We start from the raw sequence: 23,462 nt of genomic DNA on the forward strand, positions 1-23,462 counted from the left end.
AAGGATGGGCAATTCTGTTAGAATCTGCCCATTCAATCAATCAAAAGAGGAGCACGCATGCAGTCAATTGTGGAGATCATTGCCAGCGAAATCAACGCAAAAGCCGCACAGGTGAGTGCCGCTGTGGCATTACTCGATGAAGGGGCGACGGTGCCATTCATTGCCCGCTATCGTAAAGAGGTGACGGGCGGTTTAGATGATACGCAGCTGCGCACGTTAGATGTCCGTTTAGGTTATCTTCGTGAGCTCAATGAGCGTAAAGCCACGATTTTAGAATCCATTCGCAGCCAAGAGAAATTGACGCCAGTCTTAGAACAAAAGATTCAAAATACGCTCACAAAAACAGAGCTTGAAGATCTCTATTTGCCGTATAAACCCAAGCGCCGCACCAAAGCACAGATCGCGCGTGAAGCAGGCATTGAGCCAATGGCAATGGCATTATTAGCATCCCCAACGCTTGATCCCTCAACGCTTGTGGATCAATACTTAAACCCTGAAGCAGGTTTTGCGGATGAAAAATCCGTGTTAGATGGCGCACGCTTTATTTTGATTGAACACATGGCAGAACAAGCCGATCTTGTGGGCAAATTGCGCCAATTTGTGTGGGATGAAGGGGTGATTGTGGCGTCGGTGGACGAGGCGAAAAAGCAAGCGGCCATTAAATATTCTGATTACTTTGAGTTCCGCGAGCCGATTAAAACCATTCCATCGCATCGTGCCTTGGCATTGCTGCGCGGTAAAAAAGAGGAATTGTTGAATGTAGAGCTCATTTTGCCTGAGCCAGCCATTGATGTGCCACAAAGTTTGATTGCCGATTATTTTGGCTTAACAGGCATGCACAAATGGATGAGTGATACGGTGCGTTTGTGTTGGCGCTCTAAACTCTTTTTATCTTTAGCCCTTGAGCATTTAGGCAAAATGCGCGATGAAGCGGATGATGAAGCGATTAAAGTGTTCGCTAAAAATCTAAAAGATTTATTGTTGATGGCGCCTGCAGGTAATCAAGCCATTTTGGGCATTGATCCCGGGCAACGTACGGGTTGTAAAATCGCATGTGTGGATGCGACAGGCAAAGTGTTGGACACCACCGTGATTTATCCCCATGCGCCGCAAAATCAATGGGCGCAATCGTTAGCGGTGTTAGAGGCGTTGTGTCATAAGCATCAATTGACATTGGTCTCAATTGGCAACGGCACGGCCTCCCGTGAAAGTGATAAGTTGGCCGCTGAGTTGTGTGAACGCGTCCCGAATCTTAAAAAGATTGTGGTGAGTGAAGCGGGCGCATCCGTCTATTCAGCCTCTGAATTGGCAGCAAAAGAGTTTCCGAACATGGATGTGGCGCTGCGCGGTGCAGTCTCCATTGCTCGTCGTTTGCAAGATCCATTGGCGGAATTGGTGAAAATTGATCCAAAATCCATCGGGGTCGGTCAATATCAACATGATGTGAATCAAACGCAGCTCAACAAAAGCTTAACGGCTGTGGTGGAAGATTGTGTGAACGCGGTGGGTGTGGATGTGAATACAGCATCGACGGCGCTGTTAACCTATATTTCAGGGTTAAATGGCACAATTGCGCAGAACATTGTGAATTATCGCGATGAAAATGGTGCCTTTGAAAATCGTAAAGCCCTTAAAAAAGTGCCACGCTTAGGGGACAAAACCTTTGAACAAGCGGCCGGATTCTTGCGCATCTTTGGGGACAATCCGTTAGATCGCTCCGCGGTGCATCCTGAGGCTTATCCTGTGGTGGAACGTATTTTGGCTAAGCATGCGATGACCATTGATCAAGTGATTGGCAATGTGAGCTTTTTAAAGGGCTTGAAGGCAGCCGATTATACCTGTGAAAAATTTGGTGTGCCCACCGTGATGGACATCATCAAAGAGCTTGAAAAGCCAGGACGCGATCCACGACCTGAGTTTAAAACCGCGACCTTTAAAGAGGGCATTGAAACCTTAAAAGATTTAAAAGAGGGTATGTTGTTAGAAGGTGTGATCACGAATGTGGCGAACTTTGGTGCCTTTGTGGACATTGGCGTGCATCAAGATGGTTTGGTGCACATCAGTGCATTAGCCGATCGTTTTGTGAAAGATCCGCATGAAGTGGTTAAAGTTGGGGACATTGTCAAAGTCAAAGTGATTGAGGTGGATGTGCCACGCAACCGCATTCAGCTCACCATGCGTTTGACGGATGATGTCAATCAAATGAAAAACCCATCGATCAAAGGGCAGCCGAATAAAGGCAACTTTAATAAAAAGGCGGTGAAAGAAGCCCCAAGCAATAATCCCTTTGCCGCAGCGCTTCAAGGTTTGAAAAAATAACATCGATGCATCAAAGAGCCCCATATGGGGCTTTTTTTGGGCCTGAGGCTGCTAAGATCGACATTTTAAATAACATAATGATTAATCATTATATTTAATAAATATTTTATATTAAGCTCTGACTTACATAAGTGTGGATAATTGCGTTATGATGGAGATCATCGGGCATGGGCAGTGATTTTTTAATGCATTAGTGATCACGATCATGGTATTGATGGATCAAACATAAAAATAGTATGAGCTGAATGTATAGTAATGTTAAGATTGATGGGAAATATGACGGATCACTGATGGTTTGATATTCAAGATATGCAATCAACTAGGAGTTTATATGGTCAATTCAACAGCATCACATGTGGCATTGAATGAACAATTGATTCAGTTAAATGCACATCCTGCAGATAAAAAAGCGGCGATTGAAGCCGTAGGTGCATTATTAGTGCAGGCAGGGATGGTTAAAAACGATTTTATTCACAGCATGATGCAGCGCGAAGCGGTATCGAACACCTATTTAGGCTCAGGTGTTGCCATTCCTCATGGTTTGGTGGAGGATAAAGGGCTCATTGAGCATGATGCGATTGCAGTGCTGCAAGTGCCAGATGGCGTTGAATGGAATGATGGACAAAAAGCGACGCTCATTGTGGCGATTGCTGCAAAATCAGACACACACATCACCATTTTGCGTCAACTCACGCGATTATTACAAAATGAATCATTATTGGCAGAATTATCCACAACGGATCAAGCAGCAAAAATTATTGAAGCTTTAACAGGCGAAGCCGCCGCGCCACAATCATCTGAAACGGTGAAAGATTACGCACATGCCATTGAATGGACGGTGGATTATCCTTCAGGTTTACATGCGCGCCCGGCATCAAGTTGGGCAGACAGTGCCAAAAAATTGGGCATACACATTCAAGTGCGCCATGACAATGAAGTGGCAGCTGCGGACAATATGGTGGCATTGTTACAATTAGGTTTGCGCGCGGGTGATCAAGTGGTGATTTCTGCAGAGGGCGACAATGCTGAAGCCTTATTGGCACAATTTAAACAGAGCATTATGGCATTAACTGCGAAAGAAAAAGAAGATGCCGAGCGCGCTCAAGCGCAAATGAAAGCACAAAATACTGGCGGTTGGCAGCCGGCTGAAAATCACGGGGATGCATTGTATGGCGTGACGGCCAGCCCGGGATTTATGCTGGGCAAAGCGTATTATCTCTCTGCCCATGAACCGGACATTAAAGATTCACCTGTGAGCCTCATTGAAGGCGGTGCTTTATTAGATCAAGCCTTGAATCAAGCGCGCCAACGCATGGTGGCATTGATTGACAGCACCACGCGCCGTTTAGGGGCAGGGGATGCTGAGATATTCAAAGCCCAAGCGGCATTATTAGAGGACACTTCATTGGTAAGCGCTGCGTGTCAATTGATGGTGGCAGGGCATGGCGTGGCTTGGTCTTGGCATCAAGCCATTGAAGATCGTGCGGAGCAATTGACGCAATCGGGCAATCCTTTATTGGCAGAACGTGCAGCGGATTTACGCGATGTGGGTCAGCGTGTGCTTGGTTACATTGATCCTGCGTTAAAACGCACCACATTGGCAGATTTACCAGAAGGTGAATGGATTTTAGTGGCCAGTGATTTATCGCCCTCTGATACTGCGTTACTTGATGTCAATAAAGTCAAAGGCTTGGTGACAGAATTTGGCGGGCCAACCTCGCACACAGCCATTTTAGCAAGAACGCTGGGCATTCCAGCGGTTGTGGCTGTGGGGCAAGGGTTACACATCATTGAAACCCATGATGAGATCATTGTGGATGGCGATGGCGCGGCCATTTATGTTCGCCCAACTGCAACAAACATTGACGCAGCAAACGCATGGATCATCACGCAGCGCGAAAAACGTGAAAAAGAGGAAGCCGATCGCCGCAAACCTGCCACCACGACAGATGGTCACACCATGATGGTGGCGGCGAATGTCAATCGACCGGATCAAGTAAAATTTGCGATGGCTCAAGGTGCAGAAGGCGTTGGGCTCATGCGGACAGAGTTTCTCTTTTTAGAGCGCGGCGATACACCTTCAGAAGATGAGCAATATGAGACTTATCAAGCGATGATCACAGCCTTAGACGACGCGCCGCTCATCATCCGCGCGTTAGACATTGGCGGGGATAAACAAGTGGCACACCTTAAATTGCCACATGAGGAGAATCCATTTTTAGGCGTGCGTGGGGCGCGTTTATTGCTGCGCCGTTTAGATCTATTATTACCGCAGCTTAAAGCCATTTATCGTGCGGCGAAAGATGGCAAAGATGTGTCGATTATGTTTCCGATGATCACATCAGTGTCAGAAATCACTGCCCTAAAAGCCCATTGTGAAGAGATGCGCATCGCAGTTGATGGCCCAAATATCCCCATCGGCATCATGGTGGAAGTGCCTGCAGCCGCATTAATGGCGGATGTGTTGGCAGAACATGTGGACTTTTTCTCCATTGGCACGAATGACTTAACGCAATACACATTGGCGATGGATCGTCAAAATCCGGATCTGGCGCCAGAAGCAGACAGTTTACATCCTGCGGTGTTGCGTTTGATTGAAAAAACCGTACAAGGCGCGAAAAAGCATCAACGCCATGTTGGTGTGTGTGGCGGTTTAGCTGGTGATCCTTTAGGTGCATTGTTGCTCATGGGTTTAGGTGTGGATGAGTTATCGATGACGCCGCGGGACATTGCATCGGTCAAAGCGCACATTCGTCAGCATTCATTGGCAGATATGCAAGCGATGGCCGCAAAAGCTATCACCTTTGAAAACGCCGCTGAAGTGCGTGCATTAACAGGAGACATGGCATGAGCATCATCACCGTGACATTAAATCCCGCGATTGATCAAACCATTCAGTTAGAGCAATTACAAGTGGGTGAGGTGCATCGAGCACAATCGGTGCATTATACGGCAGGCGGTAAGGGCATTATGGTGGCTTCTTGTTTGGCCGACTGGTTTGAAGAACCGATTGTGGTCACAGGCCTTTTAGGCGATGAAAACATTGGCATTTTTGAGGCGATGTTTGAGTATAAAGGGATGGATGATCAATTCATTCGCGTGCCCGGACTCAATCGCACCAACATTAAAATTGTGGATCACGATTGCACCACAGACATTAACTTACCAGGCATCGCTGCGAGTGAATCTGCTTTAACAGAGATGATGGGCGCTGTGGCACAAGATTATGAGGTTGCCATTTTGTCAGGTTCCATTCCACCTTTGTGCCAAGGCACCATTTATGCAGAGATTTTAGAAGCTTTAGCACCACACGATACCAAAGTGATTGTGGATGCGAGCGGTGCGGCGCTTAAAGCCGCTTTAGCCGCCCCCGTGAAGCCTTATTGCGTGAAACCCAATTTTGTGGAGCTCTCTGAATACGCAGGACGTACATTAACCACAGAAAAGGATGTGATTGCCGAGGCCAAAAAATTATTGGTCAGTGGCATTCGTTTAGTGGTGATCTCAATGGGCAGTGATGGCGCGCTCTTTATTGATGATACAGGCGTCATTAAAGCAACGCTCATTGCGCCTAAAGTGATGACCACCGTTGGGGCAGGTGATGCGATGGTCGCTGGCATTGCCAGCGCGATGCGTGAGCATGCAAGCCTTGAGCGCATTGCACGCTTAGCCACCGCCTTTGCGGTGTCTAAGTTAGGCTCCATTGGGCCAAACTTACCGGAACATGAAGTTGTTGAAGCATTTGCAGTACAAGTGACAATCCAAACTTTGGAGGTATCATCATGAAAAACATTTGGGTCATCCTCAATTCAGACCAATCAGATGTGAAAGCCATTTTAGCCAAAGAAGCGTTGCACCAAGCCGCTAAAGAGCTTGGGCACAATGTCGATGTGGCCATCATCTCGAATGATCAAAAAATGGTGAATTTTAAAGCTTTACCTAGCGCACAAGATGCCTTGATTTTAGCGGATGTGGGGCAAGACATTGCTGAGCAATATCCACAAACGGATCAAAAAATGGTCACCATGAGTGATCTATTGAGTGATCCAAAATCTGTGTTGCAAGCTGTGGCAAAAGAGACTGCGGATGCCTTAGCACCGAATGCCACAAGCAAAGATGCCATCCATAACATTATTGCAGTCACCTCTTGCCCGACAGGGATCGCCCATACTTTTATGGCGGCAGAAGGATTACAAACCGCAGGTGAAGCACTCGGTTATCATGTGCGTGTAGAAACGCAAGGCTCAGTCGGTGCGCAAGATGTGTTAACGCCTGAAGAGATTAAGGCTGCGGATTTGGTCATCATCGCAGCGGATCGCGAGGTGGATCGTTCCCGTTTTAATGGCAAACGTGTGTATGCATCTGGCACAAAAATGGCCATCAGCAATGGGGAAGGTTACATTCAAAAAGCCATTGCAGAGGCAAAAATACAGCAAGGCAGTGCAGCTGCTGACAGTCAAGCGGCCTCTAAAACAGAAGGGCAATCGGCCAGTGGTGTGTATAAACATTTGATGTCGGGCGTCTCCTTCATGTTGCCGTTTGTGGTGGCAGGCGGTTTATTGATCGCGTTAGCCTTTGCATTTGGCGGCATCAATGCCGGCAGCCCAGAAAATGCGGGGTCTTTTGCTCATACACTATCGACCATTGGTGGGGTTGGGTTCTCCTTGATGGTGCCCGCGTTGGCAGGTTACATTGCCTTTTCCATTGCAGATCGCCCAGGTTTAGCGCCTGGTATGATCGGTGGTTTTCTTGCTGCACAAATTGGTTCAGGCTTTTTAGGTGGCATTATTGCAGGTTTCATGGCCGGTTATTTGGTCTTATGGCTCAATAAACACATCAAGTTGCATCGCAATCTAGAAGGTTTAAAACCCATCTTAATTTTACCATTATTGGGCACCCTCATTGTGGGCTTGGTGATGGTGTATGTGATTGGTGAGCCTGTGGCGGCAGTGTTACACGGCTTAGAATCCTGGCTTCGCAGTATGCATGGGGCCAGTTCCTTTGTGATCGGTGCAATCATCGGTGGCATGATGGCAGCAGACTTAGGTGGACCCATCAACAAAGCCGCATATGCAACAGCAGTGGCACTCATTGCTTCAGGTGTGTATGAACCGATTGCTGCTGTTATGGCCGCTGGTATGGTACCTCCATTGTCTGCAGCAGTGGCGACACGTTTATTTAAAAATAAATTCACCCATGATGAATATGAAGCAGGCGTGGCCACTGGGGTGTTAGGATTAGCTTTTATCAGCGAAGGGGCGATTCCTTTTGCAGCGCGTGATCCATTTCGCGTGATTCCATGCTTTGTGGCAGGTTCTGCAGTGGCAGGTGCAATCTCTATGGCATTAGGTTGTCAGCTCAAAGCGCCGCATGGCGGTATCTTTGTGTTGGCCATTCCGGGTGCAGTCTCTAACTTATTAGGCTATGCCCTTGCCATTGTAGTGGGTACGGTGGTCAGTGCGCTATTGCTTGGCATCGTGAAAAAAACAGTGGTGGCCAAAGCGACCGCATAAACGATTCTTCGGTATAATCAATGCGCCTTTCGGGGCGCATTTTTTATGGAGGGAATATGAAACGAGTGGTGAGTATTGTCGGTATATTGTGGCTGATGTTGACGATGGCAGTGGCTGAAACCATTGATCGAAAAGCATTATTAGAGAATTTAGATGAATCTATGATGATCATTTATCCGGCTGTGAATGAAACCCACACCGTTACGATTTTTACGGATGTATTGTGCCCATATTGCCGAGAATTACATCACAATCTGGCAGATTTTACGGATCATGGCATCACGGTGCGTTTCGTGCCTTTTCCTTTGATGGCTGAATCAAAGCCCATTTTAGAATCCATTTGGTGCGCGCCGCAGGATCAACAACATTTTTTATTGGATGCTGCGATGATTTATGGCAAATTCAAAGCGCGCCCATGTGATGCACCGATTTTATCTAACGCACACATTGCCGCGAAAGCCATGCAAGTCTTTGGCACGCCTTCAATTTTTCTAGACAATGGACGTAAAGTCAGTGGCTTTATGTCGCCGAAAGAGATTCGAGCGGGACTCAATGGCACGCTCGACTTTGACTCATGGCAGCGTGTTAATCCCCAATGATGCGTGCGCGGCAGCGAATGTTTTTGATGGGATTTTTCCAGATTTGATCCACCGCCTGTTTTGCATGTTCGCGACTGATGGCTACATAAGCTTGCATCGGCAATAGAGTGATTTTTCCCACATCTTTCCCAGCGATTTCACCTTTTGCAGTCAAAGCGCCTAAAATATCACCGGCGCTGATTTTGGATTTTTTACCTTCGCTGATCTCGATGGTGCTCATTTTAGCGATCAATGAGATGGGCTTAACATCTTTAAAATGTTCAGCAGGGTATTGCGTGATGGTTTGATCTTGATATTTTTCAATCTCTTGGAGACGATGCAATTTATCCATCACCACTAAACTGACGGCAATGCCTGTTTTGCCTGCGCGCCCTGTGCGGCCAATGCGATGTACGTACACTTCAGGATCAAAGGGTAGATCATAGTTGATCACCATGGATAAATCAGCGATGTCTAAGCCACGCGCCGCCACATCGGTTGCCACCAATACGCGGGTGCTGCCATTACTAAAGCGCAATAACACTTGATCACGCTCGCGCTGTTCAAGGTCTCCGTGAAGAGAAACCACATCAATGTCTTGCTCAAAGAGATAATCTTCAAGCTCTTGGCAGGCGGCAATGGTGTTACAGAAAATGACGGTGGATTCTGGCGCATAATGGTAAAGCAGCGCGGCGGTTGTGGCAGCTTTTGCACCTTGATTGTCCACAATGACAACCGATTGATCAATGTTTGGTTTGTCCTCAGGTGTTTCTTCCACCGTTACGCGCACAGGATTGTGCTGAATGCGCGCGCTGATGGCTTCGATGTTCTCAGGGAATGTGGCTGAAAATAGCAATGTTTGGCGTTGACGCGGAGCATGTTCAATGATGGCATCCATTTCATCGGCAAAGCCCATGTCTAACATGCGATCGGCTTCATCGAGCACCAAAACTTTAAGGGATTTAAGGCTCAATGTATTGCGTTTCAGGTGATCTAACAAGCGGCCGGGCGTACCCACAGCAATGTGGGGTGGATGCTGACTCATGGCATGGATTTGACGGGCAATCGGCGTACCACCACAAATGCTTGAAATTTTAAGATTTGGAATGTAACGGGCTAAACGGCGCAGCTCTTTACTCACTTGATCGGCAAGTTCACGCGTGGGGCAAATCACCAAAGCTTGCGTGGCAAAGCGCGTGACATCAATGCTTTCTAACACGCCAATGCCGAAGGCGGCTGTTTTACCGCTGCCGGTTTTGGCTTGGCCCAGCAAATCTTTCCCCTTTAAAATGGCCGGTAGGGCTGCAGCTTGAATGGGCGTTGTGGATTGATAACCCAAATCTTGAAGGTTTTTAAGTTGCGCAGCCGGTAAAGGGAGTTCAGAAAATTGCATAGACACAGTGATTCTCGATGTTAATGAAAGACATAAAGGTTTCACTATACGGAAAATTGTCACGCAACGCCATCTTTATTGGCAAAAAGCCGATGAAATTCATCGGCTTTTGAATGTTGTGTCGTGTTGCCGTTGCTTTTTTTAAACTAAAATGTCTGAGGTAATGTCTGCAATGGTGTTTGCACCAGTTAAGGTCATGGCAACTTTCATCTCTTTTTGGAAAAGATCGAGTAAGTTTTCAACACCGGCTTGACCATTTGCCGCTAACGCATAGGCAAAGGCGCGGCCAATCATCACACTGTCGGCTCCTAGCGCTAACATGCGCACCACATCAAGTCCTGTGCGAATGCCTGAATCTGCCAAGATTTTAAGGTCACCTTTGACGGCATCTGCAATTGGAGGCAGGGCGCGTGCAGAGGACAATACGCCATCTAATTGACGGCCACCATGGTTAGATACCACAATACCATCCGCCCCAAAGCTGACTGCATCGCGTGCATCATCTGGATCTAAAATGCCTTTGATGATCATTGGGCCATCCCAGAATTCACGGATCCATTCCAAATCTTTCCAACAGATCGATGGGTCAAAGTTTTTCGTGAGCCAACCGATGTAATCTTCAAGGCCAATGGCGGAGCCAAAGTATTTTGAGATGTTGCCAAGATCATGTGGTTTACCATTTAAACCCACGTCCCATGCCCATTTAGGATGAACCATGGCTTGACCGATGCGGCGAACATTTGCGTAAGGCCCGCTCATGCCAGAGTGTGCATCGCGATAACGTGCGCCCGGTGTTGGCATGTCTACCGTAAAGACAAGCGTGGTGACGCCTTGGGCTTTTGCACGTTCAAGAACATTTTTCATAAAGCCGCGATCTTTGAGTACATACAATTGAAACCACATTGGGCGATCAATGGCTGGGACAACTTCTTCAATCGGGCACACAGACACTGAGGACAATGTGAAGGGAATGCCTTTGTTTGCAGCAGCTTTTGCGGCTTGTACTTCACCGCGGCGCGCATACATACCGGTTAAACCCACAGGCGCAAGAATCACAGGCAAGGCCAGTTTTTCACCCCAAAGTTCAGTTTCTGTGCTGACGTGTTCCATGTTGTTCAAAACGCGTTGTTTCAATTCAATGTCAGAGAGATCTTCTACATTGCGTCTTAAAGTATGCTCAGCATAAGCACCCCCATCAATGTAATGAAACAAGAAGGGCGGAAGCGTGCGTTTAGCGGCTTTTCGGTAATCTGTTGAGGCTGAAACAATCATGTTTTTCTCCAATGGTTAACTGTTTGACTCAATGAATTGCTTGACAACTAAACTACAATTCATTTACTTTTTCGCATACGGTAAGAAAAAACAAATCATAAAGCGATTTAACGCAGATTGGAATAATTAAATAACATTTTTTTGGATATTAGGATATGGAAGGGGTTTCTCAGCTGAAAAAGTCGCATGCATTATTTGTGCAGGCGCTTGGTGAAGTTTTACCAAAAGCGCAGATTTATACTGAGCTTGCGGTACGTTTCGCCTATGGAACAGATGCAAGTTGCTATCGTTATGTGCCAGAGGTTGTGGTGCGTGCACAAAACGAAAAAGAGGTGTTAAATATTATGCAGCTTGCGGCACAATATCATTTGCCGATCACTTTTCGGGCATCAGGAACCTCATTGTCCGGTCAAACATCATCAGATTCTATTTTGGTGTTGTTAGGTGATGAATTTGTGGATGCCAAAATTTTGGACAAGGGCGATAAAATCAAATTGCGCCCGATGGTGATCGGCTCAAATGCGAACCTCATCCTCAAGCCTTTTGGGCGGAAGATTGGACCCGATCCTGCCACCATCAATACGGCTAGAATTGGTGGGATCGCAGCTAATAACTCAAGTGGCATGTGTTGTGGGACAAAAGATAACAGCTATCACACGTTAGATACGATGCGCGTGATCCTAGCAGATGGCACAATTTTAGACACTGCAGATGCAAAAAGTATTGCTGATTTTAAAGCCTCACACGGGCAATTTTTGGCAGATTTAAAGGGATTGTCTGATTTAATTCGCAGCAATCCTGAACTTGAATCGCGCATTCGTCATAAATATCGCCTGAAAAACACCACAGGTTATGGCATCAATGCGTTGGTGGATTTTGATGATCCGATTGACATGCTCACCCATTTGATGATCGGTTCAGAAGGCACATTAGGTTTTATCAGTGAAATCACCTATAAAACGGTGGTGGATCATCCTCATAAAGCCTCCGCACTGATCTATTTTGATGATTTAGACAATTGCTGCAATGCTGTCACCGCGCTTCGTCAGCAAGCGACTGTGGATTCTGTGGAGTTGCTCGATGCGCGTAGCATTCGCTGTGTGGGCGAAAATATTGTCGATCGTTTGCCAAGCTTTTTCTATCAAGAGATTCCGGAAGATTCAGGTTGCTTACTCATTGAAACGAAAGCGAAAGATGATGCCATGCTTGATGAACAAATTGCCTTCATCAATCAATTGGTGGCGGATCACGGAGCAACGGAGCACAGCACATTTTCAAAAGATACGGTGGTGACGGATCTTTATTGGAGCGTGCGTAAAGGCTTATTGCCCATCATTGGCGGCAATCGTCCCCTTGGCAGTAATTTGATCACAGAAGATGTGGCATTCCCGATTGAACGCTTAGCTGAAGGCATGCGTGCTTTAACAAAGCTATTGAAAGCGTATGGCTATGAAGAGGGGATGATCATGGGGCATGCGCTTGAGGGTAATCTCCATTTCATCCTAACGCCAAAGCTTGACAGTGACGCTGAAGTGTCGCGTTATAACGGCTTTATGGCGGCATTGGCTGAAATTGTGGCAGTTGACTTCAATGGCTCTTTAAAAGCTGAGCATGGCACAGGGCGCAACATTGCACCCTTTGTGAAAGTGGAGTGGGGCGAGGATGCTTATGGCATCATGCGCAGCATCAAAGCGCTGTTTGATCCCTTGGGCATTTTAAATCCTGATGTCATCATCACCGATGATCCGCATTTGCATTTGAAGAAGCTCAAAGCGATGCCAGAATCTGATCCCATCATTGATCAATGCATTGAATGTGGTTTGTGCGAGCCTGCGTGCCCATCCGATGGTTTATCTTTAACGCCACGTCAGCGCATTGTATTGTGGCGTCAGCATGAGCATTTAACACGCACCGGCGAGCATCCTGAGTTATTGGCATCCATTCAAAAAGTCTATCCCTACATGGGGATTGACACATGCGCCACAACCGGCATGTGCGCCACCCGTTGCCCAATTGGTATCAATACCGGCGAGATGATGAAATCTCTCAAAACTGCCAATCGCCAACCGGATTTAGCCAATTATGCAGAGTCCCACATTAACTTTTTAAGCAAAACAGCGCGCACAATGCTCAAAGGTGCTCATGTATTGGGTGCAAAACGCAGTCATGGGATCACAAAATCCCTACATTCTGTGTTTAAAGGCATTCCGATTTTGCCCGAGCATTTGCCAAAAGCTGCCAAGCCCATTGCGCCAATTGTGGCAACCGATCAAACGCCGGTGGTCTATTTTGTCTCGTGCGTCAATCGCACCTTTGCAGAAGGCACAAAAGAGGCAACATCAGTGGCGGATCACACACTGTCCTTATTTAAAAAGGCCGGTTACCGCGCCATTTTTCCAGAGGATTATCAATCACTGTGCTGCGGGCAGCCCTTTGATTCACTCAAAGAAGTTTTAGCGAGTGAACGCGCGGCAAACCGCGTGAACCAAGCGTTATTACAAGCGAGTCAAGATGGACAATATCCTGTTTATATTGACAATGCACCGTGCGCCTTGCGCTTATTTGATGCGCAAGAACAAGGCTTGATTGATGCACGCTTAAAATTGTATGATGCCGCCTCATTTTTAGCAGCCTTTGTGTTGCCAAAATTGACCATCGTGCATAAGCGTGAGCAATTATCCCTGCATATTCCATGTTCGGCCACGAAAATGAACAGCGGCACCGCGCTCACACAATTAGCGGCCGCTTGCACGGATTCGCTGAACTTCACCAACATTGCGTGTTGTGGATATGCGGGTAATAAGGGGATGTTTTTGCCAGAGCTCAATGCCAATGCATTGCGTTTATTAAAGCAGAACATTCCAAGCAACTGCGAACATGGAGTCTCCATGAGCCGCACTTGCCAAATGGGTTTGACTGAACATTCCGGCATTGAGTATCACAGCATTGAAGCTTTGCTTAATCACTGTTCAGGTTAGTTAAACCATTCACCTATCTGTAACTTGTAAATTATGCCGATCTATATTGTGGTAGATCGGTCTTTCAACTAGCCTTTTTTTGACAGAGGTATTTTATGACATGGATGCAAAATTACACACCCATTATGAATCTGGGTGTCTCTTCACTATTTGCTGTATTGCCAATTGTAACGTTTTTCTTGTGTTTGACGGTTTTTAAAATTAAAGGCTATTTAGCCGGATTATTGACATTGTCGATGGCCATTTTAGTGGCAATTTTTGTCTACGACATGCCAGTGACCATGGCATTTGCAGCCTCAGGTTATGGCTTTGTGTATGGCTTATGGCCGATTGCGTGGATCATCATCACTGCCGTTTTCTTGTATAAAATTGCTGTGAAAACAGGGCAGTTTGACATCATCCGCTCATCGATCATCTCCATTACCGAAGATCAACGCTTACAGTTGTTATTGGTGGGTTTTGCATTCGGTGCCTTCTTAGAAGGGGCGGCAGGTTTTGGTGCACCGGTTGCCATTACAGCCGCATTGTTGGTGGGTTTAGGCTTTAAACCTTTGTATGCAGCCGGTTTATGTTTGATCGCCAATACAGCACCTGTTGCATTTGGCGCAATGGGCATTCCGATCATTGTGGCGGGAGAAGTGTCTCATTTAGATGCATTCCACATTGGCCAAGTGGTGGGTCGTCAGTTACCGATTTTATCCATCATCGTACCATTTTGGTTAGTGGCAATGATGGATGGCTGGCGCGGTGTGCGTCAAACGTGGCCAGCTGTTTTAGTGAGCGGCGTTTCCTTTGCCATCACGCAATTCTTAACGGCGAACTTTGTGGGCCCAGAATTGCCAGACATCACCTCTGCATTGGTGAGCCTCATCTGTTTAACATTATTCCTTCGTGTTTGGCAGCCTAAAGAGATCTTCACATTTGATGGTCAAAGAAAGCCATCGCCAAGACAAGCCAGTGGTTACTCCATGAAGCAAATCTTCATTGCATGGTCACCGTTCATTGTATTGACCATCATGGTGACATTGTGGAGCTTTAAATCTGTTCAAGCATTATTAACCTTTGCCACCTTCAAATTTGAAGTACCATTTTTACACAATTTAGTGATGAAGGCAGCGCCCATCGTTGAAGAACCGACAGCATATGCGGCTGTTTATACCTTAAATATTTTGGGGGCAGTGGGCACATCGATTCTGATTGCATGTGTGATTTCTATGGTGATTTTACGCATGAAGGTCACAGATGGCATCAAAACCTTCACAGAAACATTGTATGAACTCAGAATGCCAATTTTATCCATTGGCTTGGTGTTAGGCTTTGCCTTTATCGCGAACTATTCTGGTTTATCTTCAACATTGGCATTGCTTCTCGCTCAAACGGGCGTATTGTTCCCATTCTTCGCGCCATTCTTAGGTTGGCTCGGTGTATTCTTAACGGGTTCAGATACGTCATCAAATGCGCTCTTTAGCTCATTGCAAGCAAACGTGGCGCATCAGCTCAATGTGACGCCTGAATTATTGGTGGCGGCAAATACCACAGGGGGTGTGACGGGTAAAATGATCTCTCCACAATCAATTGCGGTGGCATGTGCGGCAACAGGGATTGTGGGTAAAGAGTCTGAGCTCTTTAGATTCACGGTGAAACACAGCTTGATCTTCTGTAGCTTTGTGGGCTTATTGACGATCTTACAAGCTTATGTGATGCCATGGACATTGATCTTCTTTAATAAATAAAGTGTCATTGACCGTATGAATCGATAAAATCCTCCTTCATGGAGGATTTTTTGATGGAGGCAACATGGATTTAAAATATGTATATATGGAATCACCGCTCGGGCAAATGGTGTTGTGCGCGTTTGGTGATCGCGTGTGTGCGGTTGATTTTGTGGAAGAGGATGTATTCAGTTCTATTCAGCGCATGGAAAAACGTCATCAAATGACCGCAAAAGCAGGTAACAATGCTGTATTGTCGCAATTGATGGAAGAGTTAGAAGAGTATTTTCAAAAGAAACGGACAAATTTTACGGTGCCGATGGTGTTGTCTGGCACGCCCTTTCAGCAGGCGGTGTGGCAAATTTTATTAGAGATTCCGTATGGGCAAACCATCAGTTATAAAACTGAAGCGGTGCGATATGGCAATGAAAGGGCCATCCGCGCTATTGCTAGCGCGAATGGGAAGAACCCCCTGAGTATATTGGTGCCTTGTCACCGTGTGATTGGCAGCAATGGCGCATTGGTCGGCTATGCAGGCGGGCTGCATCGAAAAGAAGCATTGTTGACATTAGAGCAATCCTGACTCATCTTTCGCTTTGCGCACTTTGTCAAAGGCTTGATTAATGGTGTTTAAATTACACTCTAATAAACCGATGTAAGAGTCACAAGGCTCACCTTTGGGCATAATGGTGTCAGAGATGAGTTGTCCACCATCGGTGATGTGATAGTCCTTCACAACTGTATTCACAAAACGGCTTTGCTCCATGGATTCAGAGAAAATCACAGGGATTTGATTGTCTTTGATCATGGTTTGAATGCCCGCAAACACTTTGACAGAAGGCTCGCTTAAACTATGGGCATCTAGCACAGGGAAAAACATCATCGGATAACGTTCAGAGAAATAACGATAACTGTCATGGAGCACAATGCCTTTAAGTGGTTGGCTTGGGTTATCGTTGAGCGAATGCATAATGGTTTGATCCACTTGATGTAACTTTTCTTGATACGCTTCTAGATTTTTGGCATAAAATTCGCTGTTTTCAGGATCTTTTTCAGAGAGTGCTTTGGCAATGTTGTTGGCCATGATGATGCCATTGAGTGGGTTTTGCCACACATGTGGATCTGTATCGCCATGATCATGGTGGTGATGGTCGTGATCATGATCATCATGGTCGTGATGATGGTGATGCTGTTCATCTTCTGCTAAATGAATCACTTTGATGCCATCGCTTGCGGTCACAATTTCGCCTTTAAAGTTTGATTGCTTAGTAGCGCGCTTGAGCCAATGCTCGAAATTGAGCCCATTGATGATGAGTAAATCCGCATTGTATAGGCTCTGAATGTCGGACATGGTGGGCTCATAATTGTGCGGGTTTTGATTGCGCTTAATCATGGAGGTGATTTTGACTTTATCTTGCCCGATGTTCGCAGTGATGTCTTCTAAAATGGAAAAGGATGTCACCACGTTGAGCTCTGCAAAGCTTAGGGATAAGCTTGACGCAAAGAGGGCGGATAAGAGAAGTTTTTTCATAAATTACACAGTTCCTTGTATAAAGTGTTGAGAATCTTGACGCACAATGGTGCCTTCAAGTTCCATCATCATGATGGCTTGTGTGGCAATGTGTGTGTCAAGTTGTGTTCTCACCACGATGTCATCGATGGTGAGGGGTTCGGTGAGCAGCTCAAAGATTTGGCGCTCAATGGGATCGGTGGGCGCAGGCACAATTTTACGCACCGGTTGCAATGGTGTGAGGGCTGTGGGCTGTGGTTCGCTGGCATTTGTCTTTGGCAACCAATGTTTGAGCTCTGAGAAAATATCAAAGGTGGATTCCACCAATTTTGCCCCTTCACGAATGAGGCGATGGCATCCTTTCGATTGAGGATTGTGAATGGAACTTGGAATGGCAAATACTTCGCGGCTCGATTCATTCGCTAAGCGTGCTGTAATGAGAGAGCCCGATTGATCGGCCGCTTCCACCACTAAAACGCCTAAGGATAAACCGGCAATGATGCGGTTGCGCTTAGGGAAGTTATTTGGAATCGGCGGCGTATGGAGCGGAAATTCACTGACCAATGCGCCATTATGCGCCACAATTTTTTCAGCCAATCGGCGATTGTGTTTCGGATAAATCTCATTTAAGCCTGTACCAAGCACCGCAATGGTGGGTGAGGGACTCGCAAGCGTACCATCATGGGCAAATTGATCAATCCCCATGGCAAGGCCGCTGGTGATGGTGAGCCCATATTCTCCTAATTGTTTTGCAAAATGATAGGCATTTTGCTCGCCTTCTTTTGTGGGGTGACGCGTGCCCACAATGCCAAGCTGCGGATTTGATAAAATATCCGGATTGCCGCGCACAAATAAGAGCGCTGGCGGATCATCACAAATGCGCAGCAATTCAGGATAACGTTGATCGGTCACCACAAGGATATGATTGAGTGGGTCACTCTCCATCCATAAAAGGGCAGATTCTGCCTTTTTACGAGATGCATCCGCCCGTGCGGCGATGACTTGATCTGTCATGCCAGCTTTTCGCCAGTCACTGTTAGAGGCGTTGACTGCAAGGGTGGCAGAATCAAAATGTGCCACCAATTGCATCAATCGTTTTGCGCCAATATGCTTTGTATAATAAAGCGTTAACCAATCGATCAGCATTGCCATTACCCTTTTTGAAATGAGAAATTTTTATCTCTCTAAGAGTATAGCAAAGCTGTCAATAGGTAAATTTTAAGGGCTAAATTAAACGAGCGGAATGATCAAATGCCAAAGGACGATCGTCACAAACGAGACGGGAATCCCGATGCTTGTGAGGAAATTTGCCAATTCAGGATCTAAGTTTTTATCCGCCGCAATGATGACGCTCATCACCATAGGCGCCATACCGATCTCTAAAATCGTCACCATTGCCGTCATTGGGCTTAAGATGTGATCAAAGATGAACAGCGCAGGGATGGCGATGGATAACGGCATGATGATCAATTTAACAATGAGTCCAATGGAGATCATTTTGATCATGCTTTTATCGCGCGGTAAGCTCAAACTACAGCCGATGGAGAGCATGGTTAAGGGGGTTAACAATGAACCAAAGGCGCTTAAGGCATATTCAATGGCTTCAGGATATTCGATCGGGCGCAATAATACACCTAAAATGAGTGCCACAACGGGTGGATAGATGAGTAAACGCAGGAAGATCTGTTTAAAATTCACTGAGGTGCCAGAGTAAAGATTGGCCACCAAAATCCCCATGGTAAAGAGCAATATGAGGTTTGATTGATCCACAATGATGGCTACATTGAGCGCATCATGCCCTAAAATGGCTTGCAGTAAAGGAAAGCCCACAAATGAGGTGTTACTTGTACCACAAATGAGGATCAAGCAGCCTGTGGTAACTTTCGAGAAGGGAATAAAAAAGCGGATGGCATAGATGGCGCCAACCGCTACAATAAAGGCTATCCACGGGGATAAAATGGGGAAGAAGGCATCACCCTCTAGATTAATGGTGTGAATTTTATCGAGAATCAATGCAGGCAATGCCACACGGACAACGAGAAGATTCAGGGTTCGGATGAGTTCTTGGGGGTTGGTTAATCGGGACAGTAGCTTGCCTACGCCAAGACAGATGATGATAAAAATTAAACCGCTCATAATTGATTTTCGCCAATTGAGGTTGTTACAGAAGGGGCGTTATTTTATCACCATTGATGTGGTTGACGTTAGCATTTGCGCACTTTTTGAGTGAACCCACGGTCGGATAAAGCCCTAAAACTGTCGAAGGATTGCGCGTTGCCATCTGTAAACTTTTTTCAAAAGAATAATTTAGCGCCATCGTATTTTGAATGCATGAATATAGATCAATGTGCGCGCCAGCAAGCTTGCCTTCGTGATTCACTAGGCGATTTTCCTCACGATAAATGGTGTGCCCATTAAAATCAAAGTGCATTAAATCACTGCCTAAGGTTGCCATTGCATCTGTGACGAGCACAATATTGTCAGGATGTTTAGCCTCAATGGCAATTTTGACCATAATCGGATCGACATGAATGCCATCATGAATGATGGAACCATAACTGTTTTGGTCACTCAATGCGACACCTAAAATGGAAGGCTCGCGTGACAGCATTGGCGGCATTGCATTAAAGAGATGGGTAAAACCTTTTAAACCATGATTGAGGGCGATTTGTGCCTCATCAGCCGTTGCGTGCGTGTGCCCTGCAAATACGATGATGCCTGCGTCTGTTAAGGATTGAATCATCGATGGGGGCACAGCTTCAGGCGCGAGCGTGATCATCACTTTGCCAAGGTTGCGCTGCGTTAAACTTTGCAGCAGCGCATCACTCAATGGATGAATGTTTTTTTCAAAGTGAATGCCGCGTTTTGCTGCATTGATCATCGGGCCTTCTAAATGAATGCCCAATAACCCCGGCATTTTCTCTTCCATAGCGGCTTCCACTGCATCTAAAGCACGAGCAATGGTATCATCATCACTGGTGATCAAAGTGATCATCATATGATGCGTGCCAAGGGCGCGGTGCGCATTGACAATCGTGCGGATGCCTTCTAGTGTGGGCTCATTGTTAAAGAGTACGCCACCGCCGCCATTGACTTGTAAATCAATGAAGCCCGGAATCAACATGCCATCACTGTAATAGCTTTGGGATAAAAACACGGGGCTTTTTGTGATGCTGTGCACGCGGTTGTGCTCAATGTTGAGCCACGCATCATGATGGTGCATTTGACCATCATAAATGTGAGAAGCAAAGAGAGATTGCGCCATATTAAACCGTTTTGGTCACTTTATTGAGGAAAGGTGGCTCATCAGGATTCATGCCTTTTTTCATGGCGATCTCTTCGATGATGCTGTAGAGCGCTGTGGTTTGAATCATTGGCTGAATGAGTGGCGAAGATGCTGGAATGACCAAGGTTTTTTCATCAAAGGCTTTACTGTCCACAGTGTAGACATTTGCCCCTAAATTTAAGAGTTTTTCGGTGGTTTCCACGGACACTTTATGACTTTCATCATTCATTAAAAAGTGCAAAATCGGAATGCCGCGTTCGATGAGGGCAAGGGGACCATGGAAAAATTCAGAGGATGAATAATCTTTTGCAAACACTTGGCACGTTTCATTGAACTTCAATGCGACTTCTTTAGCGGTACTAAAGTTAAAGCTGCGGCCTAAACAAAAGAGTTGATCTTCTGTGACCATTGCATCGGAAAATTGATCCCAACGCGTGTGCACCACTTGATCCATCACCTCTGGCAGATGATACAATTCATCGGCCAAATCATTTTTACCGCAGAACATTGCATAAATGGAGGCAAAGGCGTAAATGGTGGCAATGTAGGATTTTGTCGCAGCCACGCTGTGCTCTTTGCCGGCTTTGAGGCCAAACAAAAAGTCAGACATTTTTGCAAGCGGAGAGTTTTCATCATTGACCAAGCCAATGAGGGTTGCGCCGCCCGCTTTGGCATTTTCTGCATATTTGATCAAGTCAGGGCTTGAGCCTGATTGTGAGCAGACAAACAACAAATGGTTGTTAAAATTGAGGGTGCGATCATAAATCGATGCCACAGAAGGTGAGGCCATAGAAACAGGAATGTTCAATGCTGTTTCAAAAATGTATTTGGCATAATAACAAGCATTTTTTGAGCTGCCGCGCCCTAATAGCGTGATGCCGTGAATGGTCTCTTTTTTAATGAATTCGGCCAATTTAATGAGCATTGGGGCATTGCTTTCCCCTTGTTTGGCTATGACATCTGGGATTTCTCGGATTTCCTTTGCCATATACGTGGACATAATTTTTATTCCTTGTTCATGTTTTTAAGTTGATGTGCACCTGAGAAGCTTTTGGCAAACTGCATGGCCACTCGGCCGCTGCGTGATCCGCGCAAAAGAGCAAATTGTAACGCCTCGCGTTCGGCGTCAGGCGTGAAATGACAATCCGGATCTAAGGTGGTTAACCAATTTTTGACAACATTGAGGTAATCTTTTTGGGAAAAACTATAAAAGGTGAGCCATAAGCCAAAGCGCTCAGAGAGGGAGATTTTCTCCTCAATGGCATCGCCTAAATGCACCTCGCCATTGTGATCATGTTGTGCCTGTTCGTTATCTTTCATGTATTCAGGCAGCAAATGACGACGGTTTGAGGTGGCATAAAATAAAATATTTTCGGGTGGATTCATCAAAGAGCCATCAAGGAGCGCCTTTAATGATTTATACGCCGCATCGTTTGCTTCAAAGGAGAGATCATCACAAAAGATGATGAAGCGTTCCTTAGATTCACTCAACAGTGTGAGCAGTTTTTGCAGATCATCTAAAGCATCGCGGTCAATTTCGACCATTTTTAAGCCTTGATCGGCAAATTCCGTCAGCGTTGCTTTAATGAGGGAGGATTTACCTGTGCCGCGCGCGCCGGTTAAGAGCACATTGTTCGCGGGTAAACCATGCAAAAACTGTAATGTATTTTGGCGAAGGCACTCAATTTTATCCTCAACGCCCACTAAGTTTTGATAATCAATGGCGGCAAAGCGGGGAATCGGTTGAAGATGCGCAGGCATCCATTGATCAGCACGCACCCAACGAAAGGCCGCGCATTCGGAAAAATCCACACTTAGAGGAACTTTCGGAATGAGCGGCTCAATTAAAGCAATGAGCGACAAGAGTCGCTCATTGAGAAGAGATTGATTGCTCATGGGCAATTACCCTTTGAATCGTCCAAATTTCATGATGCGATCATAGCGTTGTTCCATGCGTGTGTCAGGATCTAACGCTTCTAATTCATTCAAGTATTTGAGGATTTGATGTTTAACAGACATCGCCACCATTTCATGGTTACGATGCGCGCCGCCTTCAGGCTCAGGAATCACGCAATCGATGAGTTCAAGATCAGACAAACGATCGGCCGTGATGCCCATTGCATTCGCAGCTTCCATTGATTTATCAGCGCTTTTCCAAAGAATGGAGGCGCAACCTTCAGGGGAAATCACAGAGTATGTGGAGTATTGAAGCATCATTACTCGGTCACCCACAGCAATGGCCAATGCACCGCCTGAACCGCCTTGACCAATGATGGTGCAAATGGTGGGCACTTTAAGTTTACTCATCTCTAATAAGTTACGGGCAATGGCTTCACTTTGTCCGCGCTCTTCTGCACCAATGCCAGGATAAGCCCCCGGTGTGTCCACAAATGTCACAATCGGTACATGAAAGCGTTCTGCCAATTTCATTAAGCGCAATGCTTTGCGGTAACCTTCAGGACGTGGCATCCCAAAGTTGCGTTGAATTTTCTCTTTTGTATCGCGGCCTTGTTGATGGCCAATGATCATTACAGGATGATCGCCAATGCGCGCAAAACCACCGACGATGGATTTATCATCCGCATACGCACGATCGCCATGAAGCTCTTGGAAATCAGTCGCTAAATACTTGATGTAATCAAAGGTATAAGGGCGCAAAGGATGGCGCGCCACTTGAGAGATTTGTGAGGGCGACAATTTAGAGAAAATGGATTTAATCTCATTTTTGCGCTCAGCTTGCAACAAAGACAAAGCCTCGCTCACATCAGCGCCCGCTTGGGAAGCTGCGCTTTCTAAGGCTTCGATTTTAGCATCGAGTTCTAAAATGGGTGCTTCAAAACTTAAAAAATTAGGGTTCAAAACTCATACTCCTAGAGTTAACGAAATGGGCATATTCTAGCA

17 protein-coding genes are annotated in these 23,462 nt (G+C 46.1%); 8 read left to right on the forward strand and 9 right to left on the reverse strand.

What is annotated here, in order from left to right; genetic code table 11:
* Window positions 1–57: 57 nt before the first annotated feature.
* The 5 genes from B9T10_RS00875 to B9T10_RS00895 all read left to right on the forward strand — a co-directional run bounded on the left by B9T10_RS00875 (window position 58) and on the right by B9T10_RS00895 (window position 8,431).
* Window positions 58–2,319 (forward strand): Tex family protein, encoded by a 2,262-nt coding sequence (locus B9T10_RS00875; RefSeq protein ID WP_094537569.1) that lies wholly within the window; start codon window positions 58–60, stop codon window positions 2,317–2,319.
* A gap of 331 nt (window positions 2,320–2,650) precedes the next feature.
* Window positions 2,651–5,170, forward strand: coding sequence for a phosphoenolpyruvate--protein phosphotransferase (ptsP, locus tag B9T10_RS00880; protein WP_094537570.1), 2,520 nt, complete (start codon window positions 2,651–2,653; stop codon window positions 5,168–5,170).
* Window positions 5,167–6,105, forward strand: a complete 939-nt coding sequence (pfkB, locus tag B9T10_RS00885) for a 1-phosphofructokinase (protein ID WP_094492021.1) — start codon at window positions 5,167–5,169, stop codon at window positions 6,103–6,105. The genes ptsP and pfkB overlap by 4 nt, the downstream gene beginning before the upstream one ends.
* Window positions 6,102–7,832, forward strand: coding sequence for a PTS fructose transporter subunit IIC (locus B9T10_RS00890; protein WP_094537571.1), 1,731 nt, complete (start codon window positions 6,102–6,104; stop codon window positions 7,830–7,832). Before pfkB ends, B9T10_RS00890 begins: the two co-directional genes overlap by 4 nt.
* Window positions 7,833–7,888: 56 nt before the next feature.
* Window positions 7,889–8,431 (forward strand): thioredoxin fold domain-containing protein, encoded by a 543-nt coding sequence (locus tag B9T10_RS00895; protein ID WP_094537572.1) that lies wholly within the window; start codon window positions 7,889–7,891, stop codon window positions 8,429–8,431.
* Here the strand turns inward: B9T10_RS00895 and dbpA are convergent.
* The gene (gene dbpA, locus B9T10_RS00900) at window positions 8,418–9,803 is read right to left on the reverse strand and encodes an ATP-dependent RNA helicase DbpA (protein ID WP_094537573.1); all 1,386 of its coding nucleotides are present in this window, start codon (window positions 9,801–9,803) and stop codon (window positions 8,418–8,420) included. The genes B9T10_RS00895 and dbpA overlap by 14 nt on opposite strands.
* Before the next feature lie 141 nt (window positions 9,804–9,944).
* Complete coding sequence (lldD, locus tag B9T10_RS00905; protein WP_008314330.1) at window positions 9,945–11,075, reverse strand: FMN-dependent L-lactate dehydrogenase LldD; 1,131 nt, start codon at window positions 11,073–11,075, stop codon at window positions 9,945–9,947.
* 155 nt (window positions 11,076–11,230) lie between these two features.
* Here lldD and B9T10_RS00910 point away from each other — a divergent pair, with 155 nt between their 5' ends.
* From B9T10_RS00910 to B9T10_RS00920, 3 genes are all read left to right on the forward strand, one after another.
* A complete protein-coding gene (locus tag B9T10_RS00910) occupies window positions 11,231–14,053 on the forward strand; it encodes an FAD-binding and (Fe-S)-binding domain-containing protein (RefSeq protein WP_094537574.1) in 2,823 nt (940 codons plus the stop codon).
* 95 nt (window positions 14,054–14,148) lie between these two features.
* Window positions 14,149–15,786 carry a lactate permease LctP family transporter gene (locus B9T10_RS00915; protein ID WP_094488679.1) on the forward strand — a complete coding sequence of 546 codons (1,638 nt, stop codon included), beginning with the start codon at window positions 14,149–14,151 and terminating at the stop codon, window positions 15,784–15,786.
* Between the two features lie 64 nt (window positions 15,787–15,850).
* A complete protein-coding gene (locus B9T10_RS00920; RefSeq protein ID WP_094537575.1) occupies window positions 15,851–16,348 on the forward strand; it encodes a methylated-DNA--[protein]-cysteine S-methyltransferase in 498 nt (165 codons plus the stop codon).
* Here the strand turns inward: B9T10_RS00920 and B9T10_RS00925 are convergent.
* The 7 genes from B9T10_RS00925 to B9T10_RS00955 all read right to left on the reverse strand — a co-directional run bounded on the left by B9T10_RS00925 (window position 16,334) and on the right by B9T10_RS00955 (window position 23,420).
* Window positions 16,334–17,296, reverse strand: a complete 963-nt coding sequence (locus tag B9T10_RS00925) for a metal ABC transporter solute-binding protein, Zn/Mn family (RefSeq protein WP_094488677.1) — start codon at window positions 17,294–17,296, stop codon at window positions 16,334–16,336. The genes B9T10_RS00920 and B9T10_RS00925 overlap by 15 nt on opposite strands.
* A gap of 3 nt (window positions 17,297–17,299) precedes the next feature.
* On the reverse strand, window positions 17,300–18,421 hold the full coding sequence (dprA, locus tag B9T10_RS00930; RefSeq protein WP_094537576.1) for a DNA-processing protein DprA: 1,122 nt from the start codon (window positions 18,419–18,421) through the stop codon (window positions 17,300–17,302).
* 84 nt (window positions 18,422–18,505) lie between these two features.
* Window positions 18,506–19,411, reverse strand: a complete 906-nt coding sequence (locus tag B9T10_RS00935) for an AEC family transporter (protein ID WP_094537577.1) — start codon at window positions 19,409–19,411, stop codon at window positions 18,506–18,508.
* Between the two features lie 25 nt (window positions 19,412–19,436).
* Window positions 19,437–20,540 carry an N-acetylglucosamine-6-phosphate deacetylase gene (gene nagA, locus B9T10_RS00940; protein ID WP_094537578.1) on the reverse strand — a complete coding sequence of 368 codons (1,104 nt, stop codon included), beginning with the start codon at window positions 20,538–20,540 and terminating at the stop codon, window positions 19,437–19,439.
* 1 nt (window position 20,541) lies between these two features.
* Window positions 20,542–21,561, reverse strand: a complete 1,020-nt coding sequence (locus B9T10_RS00945; protein ID WP_063455786.1) for an SIS domain-containing protein — start codon at window positions 21,559–21,561, stop codon at window positions 20,542–20,544.
* Window positions 21,562–21,566: 5 nt separating this feature from the next.
* Window positions 21,567–22,457, reverse strand: a complete 891-nt coding sequence (locus B9T10_RS00950) for an ATP-binding protein (protein ID WP_063503390.1) — start codon at window positions 22,455–22,457, stop codon at window positions 21,567–21,569.
* A gap of 6 nt (window positions 22,458–22,463) precedes the next feature.
* The gene (locus B9T10_RS00955) at window positions 22,464–23,420 is read right to left on the reverse strand and encodes an acetyl-CoA carboxylase carboxyltransferase subunit alpha (protein WP_008314347.1); all 957 of its coding nucleotides are present in this window, start codon (window positions 23,418–23,420) and stop codon (window positions 22,464–22,466) included.
* Window positions 23,421–23,462 lie beyond the last annotated feature (42 nt).

The organism is Wohlfahrtiimonas chitiniclastica (genome assembly GCF_002252325.1).
GTDB classification, from domain to species: Bacteria; Pseudomonadota; Gammaproteobacteria; order Cardiobacteriales; family Wohlfahrtiimonadaceae; genus Wohlfahrtiimonas; species Wohlfahrtiimonas chitiniclastica.